A 16,770-nucleotide genomic window follows, 5' to 3' on the forward strand; every position below is an offset into this window, starting at 1 on the left:
GACTAGCGGCGAACTCCGGCACTGTGAATTATTCTATTTTTATATGTTTATCTCACAGAATCATTTATCGCTTGCATCTTTTGCCGGGTCGTAAAGCGTGCGGGCTTGTCCGATACCGTCTGGCCGCGCGAAGCCATCACGCGCGCGTTGTCACCGGCCTGCAATCTGGCCTCGATACGCTAGCGACTCTTCGCTCTTGCGACCCCACGAATATTCGTTGCGCGTGCACACTATGAAAACGCTCAAAAGAGCGTCCCTCGTCACCCTGCTCATCAATCTCGTGCTGATGATTTTCCAGGTGTGGGCCGGCTGGACATCGGGATCCAACGCGATGGTGGCGGACGGGGCGCACAGCCTGATGGATGTCGTCACCGACGGACTGGTGGCGGCAGCGATTTTCTGGGTGCACAACAATCCCGACGGCCACAGGAAACACCTGCTTCCCGTCGTTGCCGCCTTTGCCAGCCTCATGGTGATGGCCATTGGCGCCGAGTTTCTTCTAATCAGTTTTTTTGCCCCGGCCACTCAAGGCGACGATGCCTATCGTCACGTCACGCTGTACTCGCTCGCGATCGCTCTGGCGAGTTTCCTCGTCAAGGCATGTCTGTACGGCTATCTGAAGTGGGCAGCCGCGCAGGCCGAAAAGCACGGCCACGCGAGCTATGCAGGCGTCCTGCGCGCGAGCGCACGGCATACCTGTGCGGATTCGATTTCATCGTGCATTGCCGCAATCGGCGTGACGGGTATGCTGGCCGGCGCGCCCTTGTTCGACAAAGGCGCGACCGCGCTGATCGGCTGCCTGATCTTTCTCTTCGGCTTCATGCAGAAGGAAAATCCTGTCTGGTTGCTCGCGAGCCGATTTATCCGCTCGATTCGCTCCGGCAAATTTGCCTGAATTTGCCCGACGCGATATTCGCCAATCAGGCGATATCGAAGGCGAGACAGCCGAGATAGCCGTCGATGTCTTCTATCCATCGATAGTTCATCGCGCGCGCGCCGTCGAACGCGTACGCGCCGTCTGCCACTTGCGGCGGCGCTTCTGTGCGCGGGTCCACGCGCAGCGCCAGCAATCCATCCGTGATGCCCAAGCCCAGCGCCTTCAGCAACGCCTCTTTGGCCGTCCAGCAGCGGAAGAATTGCGCAGCCTGAAGCTGCGGTGGCGCGGTTTCGATAGCCTGCTTTTCGACCGGCGTGCAAACGAGCCTGGCGAGTCCGCGCCAGTCGATCGTCGTATCGATACGCTCGATATCGATACCCACGGCATGTCGCCGCGAAATGGCGATCAACGCGTGATCGCCCGAATGCGACACGTTGAACGACAACGCAACGTCGAGCGAATCGGCCAGCATCGGCTTGCCGCGACTGGCGACGACCAGCGGGACATCGGCCGGATTCATTTTCAAATAATGGCCCAGCAGTTCACGTAACACCGAACGCGTCGCTGCAGAACGAATCTGATCCGGCAACTGGAGAAATCGCGCGGCCTTTGCTCGCTCGGCGGCGCTGAGGAACGGCACTTCCCCGGGCTGCGCGCCCGCGAAATCAAAGCGCAAATGCCAAACGTCGATCTCTTGCGGCCAGCGTCCGCGCGCCATCAACGGCACCGCGCGCGATGCGTCGATGCCCCGCTCTCGCGCTGCGTCGCTGAATGGATCTGCCATCGCGCCAGCATAAATCAATCCTATGCAAAATGCAATTGAATGAGAATCATTTGCAAATACGTTGATTTTTGATCATCATAAGATTCGTTTCTTCAACCGGATCAAGCTATGGATATGCCCGTTACCCCAGCGACGGAAAATCATGCCGCGAACCTCGCATCGCCCGCTCGTGAGGCCTTTTTCGACACGTTGCTTGCGAGACAGTCGTCCTGGCCACTCGTCGAACCGGGTCCGGGCGACGCCGAACTCGAACTGATTTTCGACGCGGCGCTACGCGCGCCCGACCACGGACGCCTGCGTCCCTGGCGATTTGCCTTCATTCGCGGCGAGGCGCGCGCGGAACTTGGCGAGATTCTCGTCGATATCGCCGCCGCCCGCGAACCGGGCACGCCGCGCGCCTCGCACGAACATCGGCGCGAGAAAGCCTTCGCCGCACCGGTCATCGTGGCTCTCGGCGCTTCGATCGCCCCCAGCGGCCCGATTCCCGAACTCGAGCAAATGCTCAGCGTGGGCGCGGCCACGATGAACATGCTCAATGCGATTCACGCGCTGGGTTACGGCGGCTTCTGGGCCACCGGCATCGACACCTATGACGAAAAACTCAAAACCGCGCTGGACTTCGAACCCGGCGACAAATTGCTCGGCTTCCTGTTCATCGGCACGCCGAAATCCCGGGAACGCACGGCGTTTCGCCCGCCGCGCGCGAATCATGTCCGCGAATGGCTGGGCAGTTCTTCCATTTAATTCGAACGCCGCGCGCCGCGGCGCGCTCTTCCACTCTCGTTCATTGACCGGCAAACGTTGTCGCGGCAATCAGCACAATCTGGTAAGGAATGCAAATGAGGACGCATTCCGATCTAACCATCAAGAGACGCCATGGCGCAATCCGATATTTACGCTGTGCATCACACTCCCGATTTGCGTTTCATCCCCTGGAAGTTCGACGACACCGAATTCCGTCATCAGTGCCTGCCCACGCCCAACGAGCTAACGCTTTGGCGATTCCGCGCGGAGTGGGGTTCGGCCACCCGGGCGTCGTTTCCCTTCCATATCTCGCGGGATGAACAGAATCGCGCCGCACGCAGCCCCAGTTCGGCCATCGCGAAGCGCTACCTCGTTTCCCGCGCGGTGCTGCGCAATATCCTGTCGGTCATGCTCGATTGCCCACCCGCGCAAATCGCCCTCGACGACGACGCGCACGCGCAACCGCAACTCATTGCCCCTGCGCCGCATCAGAAATTGTGCATCAGGATGGCCTACGCCGGCATCTGGGTTTTGCTCGGCATGAGCGGCCAGGATTTTGGCATGAGTGTCGCGCTGCCTGGTGTGCGCCCGACCGATTCGGATAACGAATCAATGCAGAGCAGGACGCGCGAGCAATCGCGTCGGGACAGCATGATGTCGCTCACGGGCGCGGACGCCTTCACGTCGTCGGCAATCGATTTCAAGCTGATGGGCAATACCGCGCTGCTGGCCGAGGCCGGTTGCGACGCAAGCCGCGCCCACATCGTCGAAGTCCCGATGCCGGGGCAGATCTGCGCGGCCATTGCCACCCATGAACCGCTGCGCGCAATCGATGCGGTCGGGTGGCGCAGTTACGAGCAGATCCTGTAGTGGGCCGCCCGCGGCTTGCGCGCGGGCACACACCTCAATGGCCGCTATCGAGCACTTCGGTATGACTTCCCTGCGCCGCTTCGGCCGCCGCCTGATCGAACAAAAACCGCGTCCACATCTTATGCGCGTAACGCGCCGTCCCTTCGGCGTAATGAGGCGAGGCCGGGTCATCGGCTTCGGACGGCGCGAGCATCGTATCCGCCTGCGGACCATGCTCGTCGAAAGTAACGACCTGAACATAGCTGTTGCCATGCAAGTCGCCGTCGGGCGCGGCCGCACTGCGCGCGATCATGCCGTCGAGGCAGGCGGATGTGAAGTAGCCCGCGAAATCGCAGCCCCCATATAGCGGATAGCGCACGTCGCCGCGTTGCGAGTAAAGCTGCTGCGAGCGCGTGGAATCGAGCGCGAGCCCGGCCTTCGACATCGCCACGACCGCTTTTGCGAGCGCCTGCGCCAACGCCGGATCGTCGGCCTTGAGTCCGGCGGGCGTATCGAGCGGTCGAACGGGATCGAACGGCGTCGCGTACAACTGTTGCGCCGGAATCTTGCTTGCCTCGCGCCAGAACGCGTCCCACAGATTCGCACCGCGTGAGTCGGCACTGCCGCTGCCGTCCCAGGCGCGCAGCACCTGGCAGGCCTCGGTGAGGTTGACGACGTTCGCCTTCTTATCCGGCGTATCCGTCGGTGACATCAGCGGCACCAGCGGCGCACGCTGCTGCGTCGCGCACAAGGCGTCTAGCACGGGCTTGCGCATCAGTGTGGCGGACATCGACTCGCTGTCGAGCACGCGGCGCTCCAGCGCATCACGCGTCACGCCGCCGGGCTGCGCGAGCAGTTGCGCGGCAATCGTATGGCCCAGCCGCGTGCGCAGCGATTGCGGCGTGCCGGTTTCGCCCATGATGCGCGCGTAGCCCGTCAGTGGCGCGGCCGGATTGCTGAGCCAGAAGCTGCCGTTGAAATTGCCCACATAATCGTCGCGCAGCAGACCCGGCATCGCCTGCACCGGGAGCCGTTCGGACGAAGCGCCGTTGGCGCCGCTCCATGCACAGGCCGGATCGCTGCCGTCGAAGAACGGCACGCCCGGCACTTTCGCGTCGAACGCATGGCCCAGCGCCGTCGTGCAGCGCGCGGCCAGCGTGTCGGGTACGTTGGGCACCGCGCCGATATCGGCATACCAGACGCGCGGATCGTTACGGCCGATCGCCACGGTATTGACCCACGGCATCGCCGCAAAGCGCTTTTGCGTCGCGATGAACGTGTCGAGCGAATCGGCACGGCCCCACTCCAGGAAGTTTTCGAACGCTTCGGTGTTATCGGCGTTCACATCCCGCAGCGCGAACGCGCGCGCGTCGCTCCATTGCAGCGGCCTCGCCATCGACGACAGATCGACCAGCGGACCAAAGCGCGAGCGATACAGCGTGCGCGTCACCGGCGCAAGCGTGCCGTCCGCGTTGCGCACCTGCACCGTGACGGGCACGGCGTCGAGTTTCTGCACGCGGCCGTCGTAGAGATATTCGGTCGGGTGGCCCGGCACGAGTTTCAATTCGAAGATGCCGAAGCGTCGCGCCGTGGACACCGTATGCGTCCACGCGACATTGCGATTGAAACCGATCACGATCACCGGCACGCCGAGAAACGACACGCCCGCCACATCGAGCTGACCCGGAATCGTCAGTTGTGCCTGGTAGAACCGATCGGGTCCGCGCCAGAACCAGTGCGGGTTGCCGAACAGGAGACTGTGACCGTCTTGCGCCCTGCCCGCGCCGAACGCCAGCGCGTTGCTGCCGATGCCATGACCGCCGCCGACTTCGAATTGCGAGGACGATTGCGATTGCGATTGCGCGGCGATGGTCGTATCGTCACGGCGCGGCGTATCGGCTGCCGCTGCGGGCGGAACCGTGTCCTCGGGCGGATGCGCCCGCACGATAGCGTCGATAAAGCGCGTGGCGCCGCCCGCGAGCATCGCCGCCATCAGCCGCCGATACACATCGTCGGCTGAAATCGGCGTAACCCAGGGCTTGCCACGGCATTGCGCCTGCGCGAGCGCATGCTCGCCGTGCGCCAGCTCGCCGACATAGCGGTCGTAGCCTTCGGCGAATCCGCTCACGAGCTTCTGCATATGCGCGGGCTGCGCCGCGCGATAGCGTGCCACCGCCGCGTCGTCCAGCATGAAGCGAAAGAAGAAGTCGGCGTCGAGATTGCGCGGCATGCCGAACGACGAGGTGGCATCCGCGCGGCCTTCCGCGCCAAAATACCTGGAGCGCTCGCCACGGTAGGTAACGAATGCCTCGCCCATCGTGCACAGCTCGTCCTGGGCCTGCACATAGCCGTAGCCGAAGCCCAGATCCTGCCAGTTCGACGCGCGGATATGCGGCGTGCCTTCCGCGGTGCGAACGATCTGCACGCGATGATCCTGCGCGCCGGCCCCCTCGTCCTCCGCGCCGGCGATCTGTTGAGTTGCGCAAGCGGCCAACAGCAGCGCGCTTGCCGGGATCAGCATGGCGAATCGGAGGGTTCGGGTCATCGGTTCCTGTTCTGGAGACTGGGTAAGAATGAAGATCGAAAGACGCTCGCTTAACGGCGCAGCAGCCACAACAGATACGGGCCGCCAATCAGCATCGCCAGAATTCCGGCGGGCATCTGCTGCGGAAAGATCAGGTTGCGGCCGAACCAGTCGGCGATCACCATCACCAGCGCGCCAATCAGCGCCGCGACGATCATCTGCGCACGGGCGCGCGGAAAGCCGAGCAGGCGCGCGAGATGCGGCGCCATCAAGCCAACGAACGAAAGCGGCCCGATCACGACAGTCGCGCCCGCAGTCAGCAGGGCCGAAAGCAGCAGCACCACGAGCCGCGCACGCCGGCTATCGACGCCAAGCGCATCGGTCACCGCGCCGCCAAGCGGCAGGATATCGAGCCAGCGTCCGCAGAGCGACGCGGCGGCGTAACCGGCCACGGCCCAGAGCGCGGCCGTCAACGCGATCGAAGGCGTCATCAGATAAGTCGAGCCCATCGTCACGCTGCGCAGCAGGAACGAATACGCACCGCCGCTCGCGGTCGCGAGCGCCACCACCGACTGCGAAAAGCCGCTGATCGCGACACCCACGAGCAGCAGATAGCCGGGGGCGAAGCCGCGTTTGCGACTGAGCACGAGCATCAGCGCGAGCGCCGCCAGTGCGCCAAGCCCCGAAGCGCCCAGCAGTTGCGCGGTCGTAGGCGCAGCCGCAAACAGCGCCACGCCCATCACGCCGAGCATCGCCCCGCCGCTTACGCCGAGCAGTTCCGGACTCGCCATCGGATTGCCGCTGGTGCGCTGCAAAAGCACGCCCGCGAGCGCGAGCATCACGCCCGCCGCGCCGGACGCGAGCATACGCGCCCAACGCCAGCCAACCAGTTCGCTCCATTGTGCGCCCGTATTCCAGGTCCAGCCCTGCACGCTCTGCGACAGATGTAGTGAAACGAACACCGCCAGCACGAGCGCGACGAACAACGCCACGGCCACGCGGCGCGCATCGCGGCGCGGCACGAGCGCGGCATCGTCGCGCGCGGACAGCGTGCCGTCCGTCGGCATCTTGCGCAGCAGAAACAGCAGCAGCGGGCCGCCGAGCAGCGCCGTGGCCGCGCCCGTCGGCAGCAGATCACCGGCGACGCCTGGCAGGCATTGCACAAGCTGATCGGTCAACGCGAGCAACAGTGCACCGGTCAACGGCCCTGCTATCAGTTGCGAGCGCAACGTTCGCGCGCCCGCGAGGCGCACCAGCGCGGGACCGGCCAGCCCCACGAAGCCGATCACGCCAACCGAACTCACGACGAACGCGCTGAGCAGCACCGCGGCGCCCAAGGCCGCACCGCGCGTCCACGCGAGCGGCAGGCCGAGCTGACTCGCGCCTTCGTCGCCGAGCGAGAGCAGCGTCAGCGGGCGCACCAGCAACGCCGACACAAGCACCGCGCCGACGACGCGCGGCAGCAGCCACACGAAGCTGCCCCAGCCGTTCTGGCTCAGCGACCCGCCGCCCCAGATGAAGACCGAAATCAGTTGGCGCTCATAGGCGACCGTCAGGATCACGCCCACGGCGCCACAATACAGGTTCACGACCATCCCGGCGAGAATCACGGCCACGGGCGCGAAACGCTTTTTGCGCGTGAGCGCGAGCGTCACCAGCATCGCCCCGACCGCGCCGCACAGTGTCACCGTGAAGCGCATGCCCGCGAGCCACGCGGGCACCCAGATCGCCGCTGCCGTCAACGCGAGGTGACCGCCTGCAGCGACGCCTAGCGTCAGCGGCTCGGCAAGCGGATTGCGCAGCACCTGCTGGAACAGCACGCCCGCGTAGGCGAGCGCCGCGCCCGCGAGCAGGGACACCGCAAACCGCGGCAGCCACGCGTACCAGACGACCAGCCGCTTGAGCTGGAATGTCGTATCGGCGTGAGAGGAAAGCGAAGCAGCAAACCATTCGCCCGGCGGCAGCCAGGCCGATAGCGTGTGCACGGCGAGGAGCGCGGTCAGCACGGCAAGCGTAAACGGCAGCCAGCCGGCGTGGCGCGCCCGCCGGGCCGCCGCCTGCGCCGGCATATCGAAACGCGGTTCGGACACGCGAGTCACGATTGCGCCTCCATCAGAACATCGGTCAACGCATCGGCAAAGCGCATCGCGGACATGGGGCCGCCTGTCGGCGCGATCGCCGTGGTCGTTGCGAGCTTCCCTCCGGCGACGAACGGCAAGCCGCGCCATAGCGGACTGTCCGCGAGATCGCCCGCGACACCGGGCAGCGGCGCGCCATTGAGAATCGCGCGCGCGTCCGGCGCGCTCGCGAGTTCGGCGAGATCGGTTTGCGCCATGCCCTGGATATCGGTGCTGCCCCGCCACGCATTGCGCAAGCCGAGCTTGCCCGCGACGCTGCCGAACAGGCTGCGCGCCCCGTACACGGTGACGTGGCGGCCATCGAGCGGCCGCAGCAGAAAAACCGGCGCGCGGCGTGTTGCGGGTGCATTGGCCAGCCGCCGCGCGCAATGCGCGAGCGTGCCGTCCAGACGCGCGAGCAGCGCGTCGGCCTGAGCCTTCCGGCCGAGCGCCACGCCAAGGCGCAGCGTCTGTTCGCGCACACTCGTGAACACATCCACGCCGGACTGGTAAAGGGTCACGCTGAGCGTCGGCGCGATTTTTTCCAGTTGCGGGCGCAACATTTCGTGCCAGTTGGTGACGATGATGAGGTCCGGTCGCAGCGCGTGCAGGACTTCGAAATTGGGTTGAAACAGCAGCCCCGTGTCCACGACCTGTGCGGGCAGCGGCGGCACGCTGTTGAGCTTCCTGTACCACAGCGGCCGCGCAACGCCCACCGGCACGAGGCCAAGCGACAGCACGATTTCCGTGAGGTCCCAGTCGAGTACGACGACACGGCGCGCGGCACCAAAAGTTGCGCGCGCAACGTCGTCGGCGAACGCCGCACGCGACGGCGGCAACAGGCAAGCGGGCGCCGCCACGCACGCGGCCAGTCTGGCCAGTGCACGGCGGCGCCCGCTATCGCAGGCGCGCCCGATGTCGTCGGAGCGCGCCTGCATTGCCTCAACAAGCGTATCGGCGATCTTTACCACTGACTACGCTCACCAGGTATAACGTGCCGAACCCACGATGGAACGCGTCGCGCCCCAATAGCAGAGGAACGTGTTCGTGCAGTAGGAGATGTATTCGTGGTTGAACAGGTTGTTGATGTTCAGGCCCAGTCTCCAGTTCTGCCAGTCGTAGTGGAACGCGAGGTCCACCAGCGTGCGAGCGGGCACCTGGAAGGTGTTCGGGCTATTGCCTTCCGAACTGCTCATGTAACGCAGACCGCCACCGACGCCGAAGTTACGCAGCGGACCGCGATGGAACGTATAGTCGGCCCACAACGCCGCATTGTGACGCGGCGAGATGGTCGGACGCTTGCCCTCGAAGCTCGTGTCCTCGGTCACGATCTGGTTCAGGTACGTGTACGAGGCGATCAGCTTGAGATCTTCGGTGACGTTCACGTGAGCTTCGGTTTCGATGCCGCGCGAACGGATCTGGCCGGTCTGCACCTGGTAGTTTGCATTGTCCGGATTGGTCGTCGCCACGTTGCTCTGGCGCAGATCGTAAGCCGACACGCGGAAGTAGCCCGCATAGCCCTTGGGCTGATAACGCACGCCCACTTCGACCTGCTTGCCGGTTGTCGGCACGAACGGCGAGCCGCTTTCCGTCGAACCGAGCACCGGCTCGAACGAACGGGCATAGCTGACGTAAGGCACGATGCCGTTGTCAAACTCATAGGCCAGACCTGCTCGCCAGGTGAAGGCGTGGTCGTTGGCGTGGCTGACCGCCGCATCGTCCTGCTGGTTCGTGCTGGCATAGTCCTCGCGCACGCCGACCGTGAAGACCCAGCGCTTGTAGCGCATCTCGTCCTGCGCATAGACGCCGATCTGGCTCAGCGAATAATCGACGCGGTCGGTCGGCAGGATCGTCGTGAGCGACGAATAGTCCGGGTTGTACAGATTGAGCGTGCCCGCGAGGCCGTTGCCCATGTCGTCGCCGCCCAGCACACGGCGATAATCGACGCCGAACAGCACGGTATGGTCGACCGGACCAGTCGCGAATTTGGCCTGCGCGTGCGTATCGACCTGGAACTGGCTCCAGTGCTCGTTATCGACATTGCCCCACATGTAGGCCGTGTCGTTATTGGTGAGATTGCTCGTCACCGAAGTCTGGTAATAGCGTTCGTCGATATGCAGGTAACGCAGGTTCTGCGACACGCTCCACGTATCGTTGAACGCGTGCTGGAACTGGTAGCCGAACCAGTACTGCGTGCGGTGCATGCCATCGGTGTTCGGATCGCCGAAGTACTTGTCCGGACCGAGTTCGCCGTTCGGATTGCTCCAGATCGTGCCGCTCGCGGTGATCGGATTGAACAGGCCGCCGTTCGGGTCGCGCTGATAGCCGGCTTGCAGCGTCAGGCTGGTATTGTGATCGGGCTTGATCGTGATCGACGGCGCAATCGCAATGCGTTGATCCTTGATGTCGCTGACCTGGGTTTGCGCGTCGCGGCCGATGCCGGTGATGCGATACAGCACCGTGCCGTCCTTGTCGAGCGGGCCGCTGAAGTCAAAGCCAAGCTGGTAGTTGTCGTGGTTGCCGATGAGCGCTTCGATCTCGTGGTACGGCGTTTCGGTCGGCAGCTTGCTCACATAGTTGACCATGCCGCCGGGACTGCCCTGGCCGTATAGCACCGAGGACGGCCCGAACAGCACGTCGATGCGGTCCATCAGGTACGTATCGATACGCGGCGTCGCGAAGCGCGGCGACTGGAACAGCGCGAGGCCGTCCATATAGGAGTCCATATCGAAACCGCGCGCGCGCAACTGGTCGAAGCGCACGTCGGTGCCGTCCTGGGTGTAGACGCCCGTGGTGTAGCGCAGCGCCTGGTCGACGGTCTGGACGCCCTGATCGTCCATCTGCTGACGGGTCACGGTCGAAATGGACTGGGGATTGTCGATCACCGCCGAATCGGTCTTCGAGCCCGTCTTCGAACGCGTCGCGACATAACCCACGCCCGGACCTTGCGGATCCTGAATCGCGGCGCCCTTGACCTGGACGGCGGGCAGCGTGCTGCCGTCCTTCGTCTGCGCGGTCGCATCCGAGGTTTGCGCCGTCTGCTGCGCATGCGCGATTGTCCCCATCACGCCCATCATGATCATCACGTAACCCTGACGGAAACGCGGCGCCCCTGCTCGCCCGCGCGCCACTGCCCGCTTCCCGTAGCCTTTTACCTTCATTTATTCAACTCTCCAGAATGTCCAACTGCCAAACTTTGCTTTTTGTATATGCCTTCGCAGTGCAGCAAATGATACTCTAAATGGTAATGACTCGCATTTCTATTCAAAGAGAATTTTCTGTTGTAGGGAGCATGAAAGTTCCATGGCTCCGGTGCTGTCACCTTCATGAAAAGCATTGCGCGAGCGCTTTCTGCAACGACGGGTGATGAACGATCCCCGCATGGGTCGCGTCGATGGCGTACTCGTGCACGTCGGCGCTCGTGTGACGCGCCCACTCCATGCGGCGAAGCGGGTCCGCATCGTTACGCGTGGCGCGCCAGACATGGAGCGGCGTGTCCAGCACCGGTATCGTGTGTTGCGCCATCCAGGCCGTATGCAGCGTGTCCGCGCGCAATGCGGCGCGGATCAGCAGCGCTTGCGCGGAGTCTGCGGGCAAGGCGTCGAATGGCACGTCCGCCACCTCGTTCGCCTCCTCCCGCGCGCCGTTGGCTTCGTCGGCAAGCCAGTGCGTGGCCGTATCGACCACGCCGATGAAGTCGCAGCGTTCGCCAGCCTGCGCAAGCACGTGCGCCACCGCCGCCGCGACACGGCCGCCAAACGACCAGCCCAATAGCGAATACGGTCCGTGCGGCTGAATCGATTTAATGCAACTTGCATATTTCAGTGCCATCGATTCGATTGAATCGGCGTTCCAGTCGGCATCAACTCCCGCGCGCTGAATGAATGGCGACTGAATCGCAATGAGCGAAGCCGTGCCATTGAGCGATTGCGCGAGCGTCCGATAATCGCCGATCATCCCGTGTCCCGGATGAAAGCAGAACACGGTGCGCGGCGCGCCGAGCGCATTGAGCGGCAGCGCGGCAAAGCGAATCTCGTCCTCGCTCTCGGGCGCGGCAGCGGGCAATCGCGCAGCCGAGACAACGGCCAATTCGAGCGTCGCGCGTTCGCGCCACGTATCCACCACACCGGCGTCGCTCTGCACAGCGGCGGTCTCACGGATCGGCGCGATGTCGCGTGCGCCGTCCTCGTGAGCGTCATCGCGCTGCGCATTGACCAGATGGTCGATCAGCGCCGCCATCGTCTGGTCGAAGGCATCGACCAGTTGGCTCGCGATGGCGCTGTCGAGCTGGCGCTCGCTCCATGTCCATGTGAGCGTCAGCCGGTCGCCCGCGATCAGGCCGTTGATGTCGAGGATGCGATCCGGATCGCTGTCGCTCGCCCGCGTCGAGCGGCCCGCCGATTCCTTCGCGAAGCCAAAACGGCTGTGCGCGCCGAAGGTCTGATCGAAGCGGCCAAGATAGTTGAAGCTGATTTCGGGCTGCGGCAGTGCGGCGAGCGCGGCGCGGCTCGCCTCATCCGCGTTGCGCGACAGGAGGCCGAAGTGCAGCCCTTTCGCCGGGACTGCGCGCAACCGCTCGCGCACCGCTCGCAGCGCCTGCGCCGGATCATCGATTGCGGGCAGCACGACCGGATACTGCGTCGTGAACCAGCCGAGCGTCGCGCTCAGATCCACGCCGTCGATCACGTCCTCGCGGCCGTGACCTTCGAGTTCGACGAGCATCTCGCGCGCCTTCGTCAGGCGCCCGTGCGCCGAAGACAGCGCGCTGAGCAGCACCTCGTCAACACGCATACGCCAGGCGCGCGGCGCGTGTTCGAGCAGCGCCGCCGTGCGCGCGGCGTCCAGCGTCCAGACGCGCTTGCCGCGCGACGTGGTTTCCGTGGGCTCGGCGCGCAGGTTGCGAAGCGGCGTTGCGGCGCGCACGTCAAGCGCGGTTTGCCACCAGGACAACTCGGCCAGCCGCTCGGGCCGGCTCGCATACTCGTCGAGTCTGGCCGCCCACGCGCTCCACGGCGTCGAGCGCACCGCCAGCGCGGGTGTCTCGCCCCTTTCGGCCTGCTCGTAGGCGAGCTGGAGATCGGCCAGCAGCACGCGCCACGACACGCCATCGACCGCGAGATGGTGAATCACGATGAGCACGCGCCGCGCCTCCCCTGCCTCGATCACGCCGACGCGCCAGAGCGGCCCCGCCTGCAAGTCGAGACTCGCCTGCAAGGCGTCGCACGCCGCTTCCATGTCGTCGAGCGACTTGACCGCTATGCGTTGCAGCACCGGCTCGCCGGCCGTTTCATTCATCGCCGCTACGTGCTGCGTCCAGCCCCGCGCCGAGCGCGTGAAGCGCAGTCGCAGCGCGTCGTGGCGCACGGCCAGCGCCCGCACCGCGCGTTCGAGCGCGGCCACATCGAGTGCGCCCTCGACCGTCAGCAAAACCGACTGGTTCCAGTGCGATTCGCCGTGCGGATAGCGCTCGAAGAACCAGCGCTGGATCGGCGTGAGCGGCAGCGGGCCATTTCGTTCGCCTGTATCGGCGGCGTCATCCGCGGTCGTCGCGCAGGCGGCGAGGCGCGCCACCGTCGGATGCTCGAACACCTGACGCGGCGTGAGCACAAGGCCCGTTTCACGCGCGCGCGCGATGATCTGCAAGCTCTGGATCGAATCGCCGCCCACTTCGAAGAAGTTGTCCGTGACGCCAATGTCGTCGCGGCCCAGCACCGTTTGCCAGATCGACAGCAGCGTGGCTTCGGTTGCGTTCGTCGCCGCGATGCGCTCGCCCGTCGGCTCTTGCGGCTGCGGCAATGCCTTGCGGTCGAGCTTGCCGTTCGGCATCACCGGCAGTTTGTCGAGCACCGTCAGGCTCGACGGCACCATGTAGCCGGGCAGGCGGCTTTCGAGTTCGCGTTGCAGCGTCGCGATATCGACTTCGCCCGCGACATAACCCGCCAGGCGCTGCTTTTCGCCCGCGCCGTGTACGATCACCGCCGCTTCGCGCACGCCCGCGCAGTGACGCAGCACCGCCTCGATTTCACCCAGTTCGATGCGCTGGCCGCGCAGTTTCACCTGCTGGTCGAGACGGCCCAGGAATTCCACCGTGCCGTCCGCGCGCATACGGCACAGATCGCCGCTGCGATATTGACGCGATCCCGGCACGCCGGACGGATCGGGCACGAAGCGCTCGGCGGTCAGCGCCGCGCGGCCCAGATACCCGCGCGAGACCGTCGGGCCGCCGATGCACAACTCGCCGAGACCGCCTGCGGGCGCTTCATCGCCGAATGCGTCGATCACGCGCGCACTGCGCCCCGGATACGGCTTGCCGATGGGCACCGTGACCGGCTTCGTGTCATCGACGGTCGTTTCGCGGTACAGCGCCGCGACTGTGGTTTCGGTCGGGCCGTAGAGGTTGTCCAGACGGATATCCGCGAGCGCACTTTCCTTCCAGTGCCGCAGGGCATCGCCCGGCAGCGCCTCGCCGCCGACCGTCACCTGACGCAGAGAAAGCGACTCGCGCGCCGGTGCATGGCGTTGCCACTGCTGCCAGAGCGCAGTCGGAATACGCGCGAAGGTCACGCGACGTTCGCTCACACGCTCGCTCAGGCTTTGCAGATCCCACGGCTGGATGCCGCGCATTTCGACCGTCGCGCCGACGCGCAGCGCGGGCAGGATTTCGTGCAACGCGACATCAAAGTTGATCGTCGACGAATGCAGCACCGTGTCCTGCGCGCTGATCTGGTAAGTGCTCTGGAAGTCTTCCAGGTGCGTCCACAACGAATCGTGGCTCACGGCGACGCCCTTCGGTCGGCCCGTGGAACCGGACGTGTAGAGCACGTAGGCAAGCTGTTCGGGATGGAACGTCACGGTAGGCGCATCACCGGAAACATCGCGCGCCGCGTCCACATCCACGACTTCGCAACCGTGCAGCACGTCAGCCAGACGCGCGGCGCTGCGAGCATCGGCGACCACGCGCGTGATGCCCGCGTCTTCGATCATCTGCTCCAGCCGTGCCTGCGGATACTCCGGGTCAAGCGGCACAAACGCGCCACCCGAGCGGATCACGCCGATCAGCGCCGCGATCATCCCGACGCCACGCTCGACACACAACCCAACGCGTGTTTCCGCGCGCACGCCACGCGCGACAAGTTGAGCGGCGAGCGCCCCAGACCAACGTTCAAGCTCCGCATACGTCAGCGATTGCTGCTCGCACCGCAGCGCCACCGCATCGGGCGAACGCCGCGCCTGCGCCACCAGCGAATCCGCGAGCGAAGCAAACCCATAAACCCGCGCCTCCTGCACCCGCGCCGCTTCCGGCAGCGTCAGCTCGCCCACCCGCCGCGTCTCATCGTCCGCAAGCTGCGCGAGGATCGCCTCATACTGCGCGGCGACCCTCGCAACTGTCGCCTCATCGAACACATCCGCCGCGAAATTGAACGACAGCTTGAGCGCGCGCCCTTCATCGACAACGTTGAGCACGAGGTCAAAACGCGCCGTCTCCGTGCTGCCCGTCTCCGGTTCCACGACGAGTCCCGGCAGCGCCACCGCCGTTTCGCCGCTGCCCTGCTCCAGATTGAACATCACCTGAAACAGCGGCGAGCGCCCCAGATCGCGCTCGATCTTCAGCGCGTCGAGAATCTTGCCGAACGGCACGTCCCGATGCGCCTGCGCCTCCAGCACGCGCACGTGCAGCGCCGCGAGCAGCCGGTCGAACGGCATCGCGCCGTCCACTTCCGCTTCGATCACGAGCGTGTTGACGAAGTAGCCGACGAGCGCCTCCGTCTCGCGCCGCCCGCGCCCCGCCGACGGCACGCCGATGCGGATCGCCGTCTGCCCGCCGTAGCGATGGAGCAGCGCCGCCCACGCGCCCAGCAGCACCGTGAACAGCGTCGTGCGGCGCGCGCGCGCGAGTTGGCGCAGCCGCGCGGCCAGCGCTTCGCCGATCTCGACGCGGCGGCGTCCGCCCTCGATGCTGCGCGCGGGCGTGCGCGGACGGTCGAGCGGCAATTCGAGTTCCGGCTGCGCGGTGCCGAGCCGGTCGAGCCAGAACGCGAGATCGGCAGCCTGCGTCGCGTCCTGCCATTCGGCCTGCCACGCGCTCACATCGCCGAAATGGAGCGCGAGCGGCGGCAACGCGCGCGCGGTTTCACCGCCATCGAGCGCCGCGCGATACAGCGCAACGAGTTCGCGCACGATCAGCGCCTGCGACCAGCCGTCGGAGACGATGTGATGCGTCGAGATCAACAGCGTCCAGCGGTCGGCGGCCAGGCGCACGAGGTCCGCGCGCAGCAGCGGTCCGGCGCCCAGATCGAACGGCTCGCGCGCGGCGCGGCGCAGCAGTTCCGGCAGCGCGGCAGGATCGTCGAGTGTGTGCTCGCGCCAGCCGTAGCCGTCGTCCAGGCCATGCGGAACAGCGTGCGCGATCCGCTGCACGGCCACGCCGCGTTCCTCGACAAAGCGCGCGCGCAGCGCACCGTGCCGCGCGATCAAGGCGGCGAATGCCGCGCGCAACGCGCTCACGTCGAGTTGGCCCGTCAAGCGCACGGCGCGCGCAAGGTTGTACGCCGGATTGAGCGGATCGAGTTTCCAGAGAAACCACAGGCGCGCCTGCGCCGCCGAAAGCGGATAGCGGTCGGCGTGTTCCTGCGCTTCAGGCGTGAGCGGCACGATCGGCAAGCGCGTGGGGTCGATGCCCTGCTCGCGCACCTTCGCACGCAACACGCTGCGGCGCTCGGGCGGCAAAGCCGCGTATTTGAGCGCCATCGCGCGCGCCGCATCGACGCCGCTCTGCTGCGCCGTGGCGGGGATGGGGCGATCTTCAGTCGTATTCAGCATATTTCGTTCGAAACCAGATTCGGCCTATCGCGTGAAAACGGCCGTCCGGAGCACA

The 16,770-nt window shown here is 65.5% G+C and carries 9 protein-coding genes; 3 read left to right on the forward strand and 6 right to left on the reverse strand.

The features are described 5' to 3' along the window. Window positions 1-232 precede the first annotated feature (232 nt). Complete coding sequence (locus B0G62_RS14095; protein WP_103704818.1) at window positions 233-895, forward strand: cation diffusion facilitator family transporter; 663 nt, start codon at window positions 233-235, stop codon at window positions 893-895. A 25-nt stretch (window positions 896-920) separates the two neighbouring features. Here the strand turns inward: B0G62_RS14095 and B0G62_RS14100 are convergent, their stop codons facing one another. Continuing rightward, window positions 921-1,661: a 4'-phosphopantetheinyl transferase family protein gene (locus B0G62_RS14100; protein ID WP_146055274.1), complete on the reverse strand. Its 741-nt coding sequence runs from the start codon at window positions 1,659-1,661 to the stop codon at window positions 921-923. A 114-nt stretch (window positions 1,662-1,775) separates the two neighbouring features. Here B0G62_RS14100 and B0G62_RS14105 point away from each other — a divergent pair, with 114 nt between their 5' ends. Then, window positions 1,776-2,405, forward strand: coding sequence for a nitroreductase family protein (locus tag B0G62_RS14105; RefSeq protein ID WP_103704965.1), 630 nt, complete (start codon window positions 1,776-1,778; stop codon window positions 2,403-2,405). A gap of 132 nt (window positions 2,406-2,537) precedes the next feature. After that, window positions 2,538-3,275 (forward strand): 4'-phosphopantetheinyl transferase family protein, encoded by a 738-nt coding sequence (locus B0G62_RS14110; RefSeq protein WP_103704820.1) that lies wholly within the window; start codon window positions 2,538-2,540, stop codon window positions 3,273-3,275. 34 nt (window positions 3,276-3,309) lie between these two features. Here B0G62_RS14110 and B0G62_RS14115 read toward each other — a convergent pair whose 3' ends face one another. From B0G62_RS14115 to B0G62_RS14135, 5 genes are all read right to left on the reverse strand, one after another. Continuing rightward, window positions 3,310-5,799 (reverse strand): penicillin acylase family protein, encoded by a 2,490-nt coding sequence (locus B0G62_RS14115; protein WP_103704821.1) that lies wholly within the window; start codon window positions 5,797-5,799, stop codon window positions 3,310-3,312. Window positions 5,800-5,849: 50 nt separating this feature from the next. Further along, entirely contained in the window at window positions 5,850-7,877 is a 2,028-nt protein-coding gene (gene fhuB / locus B0G62_RS14120) for a Fe(3+)-hydroxamate ABC transporter permease FhuB (protein ID WP_244193241.1), read from the reverse strand. Beyond that, the gene (locus B0G62_RS14125) at window positions 7,874-8,866 is read right to left on the reverse strand and encodes an iron-siderophore ABC transporter substrate-binding protein (RefSeq protein WP_146055275.1); all 993 of its coding nucleotides are present in this window, start codon (window positions 8,864-8,866) and stop codon (window positions 7,874-7,876) included. The genes fhuB and B0G62_RS14125 overlap by 4 nt, the downstream gene beginning before the upstream one ends. 9 nt (window positions 8,867-8,875) lie before the next feature. Further along, a complete protein-coding gene (locus B0G62_RS14130; protein WP_103704823.1) occupies window positions 8,876-11,056 on the reverse strand; it encodes a TonB-dependent siderophore receptor in 2,181 nt (726 codons plus the stop codon). A 163-nt stretch (window positions 11,057-11,219) separates the two neighbouring features. After that, window positions 11,220-16,715: a non-ribosomal peptide synthetase gene (locus B0G62_RS14135; RefSeq protein ID WP_103704824.1), complete on the reverse strand. Its 5,496-nt coding sequence runs from the start codon at window positions 16,713-16,715 to the stop codon at window positions 11,220-11,222. Between the last annotated feature and the right edge of the window lie 55 nt (window positions 16,716-16,770).

The sequence above is a fragment of the Paraburkholderia eburnea genome (genome assembly GCF_002917095.1).
Lineage (GTDB): Bacteria > Pseudomonadota > Gammaproteobacteria > Burkholderiales > Burkholderiaceae > Paraburkholderia > Paraburkholderia eburnea.

Bases quoted from the DNA above. Each gene is read 5' to 3' on its own strand.
- B0G62_RS14100 (WP_146055274.1), bottom strand. From the start codon at position 1,661: ATGGCAGATCCATTCAGCGACGCAGCGCGAGAGCGGGGCATCGACGCA.
- B0G62_RS14105 (WP_103704965.1), top strand. From the start codon at position 1,776: ATGCCCGTTACCCCAGCGACGGAAAATCATGCCGCGAACCTCGCATCG.
- B0G62_RS14135 (WP_103704824.1), bottom strand. From the start codon at position 16,715: ATGCTGAATACGACTGAAGATCGCCCCATCCCCGCCACGGCGCAGCAG.
- B0G62_RS14130 (WP_103704823.1), bottom strand. From the start codon at position 11,056: ATGAAGGTAAAAGGCTACGGGAAGCGGGCAGTGGCGCGCGGGCGAGCA.
- B0G62_RS14095 (WP_103704818.1), top strand. From the start codon at position 233: ATGAAAACGCTCAAAAGAGCGTCCCTCGTCACCCTGCTCATCAATCTC.
- B0G62_RS14115 (WP_103704821.1), bottom strand. From the start codon at position 5,799: ATGACCCGAACCCTCCGATTCGCCATGCTGATCCCGGCAAGCGCGCTG.
- B0G62_RS14110 (WP_103704820.1), top strand. From the start codon at position 2,538: ATGGCGCAATCCGATATTTACGCTGTGCATCACACTCCCGATTTGCGT.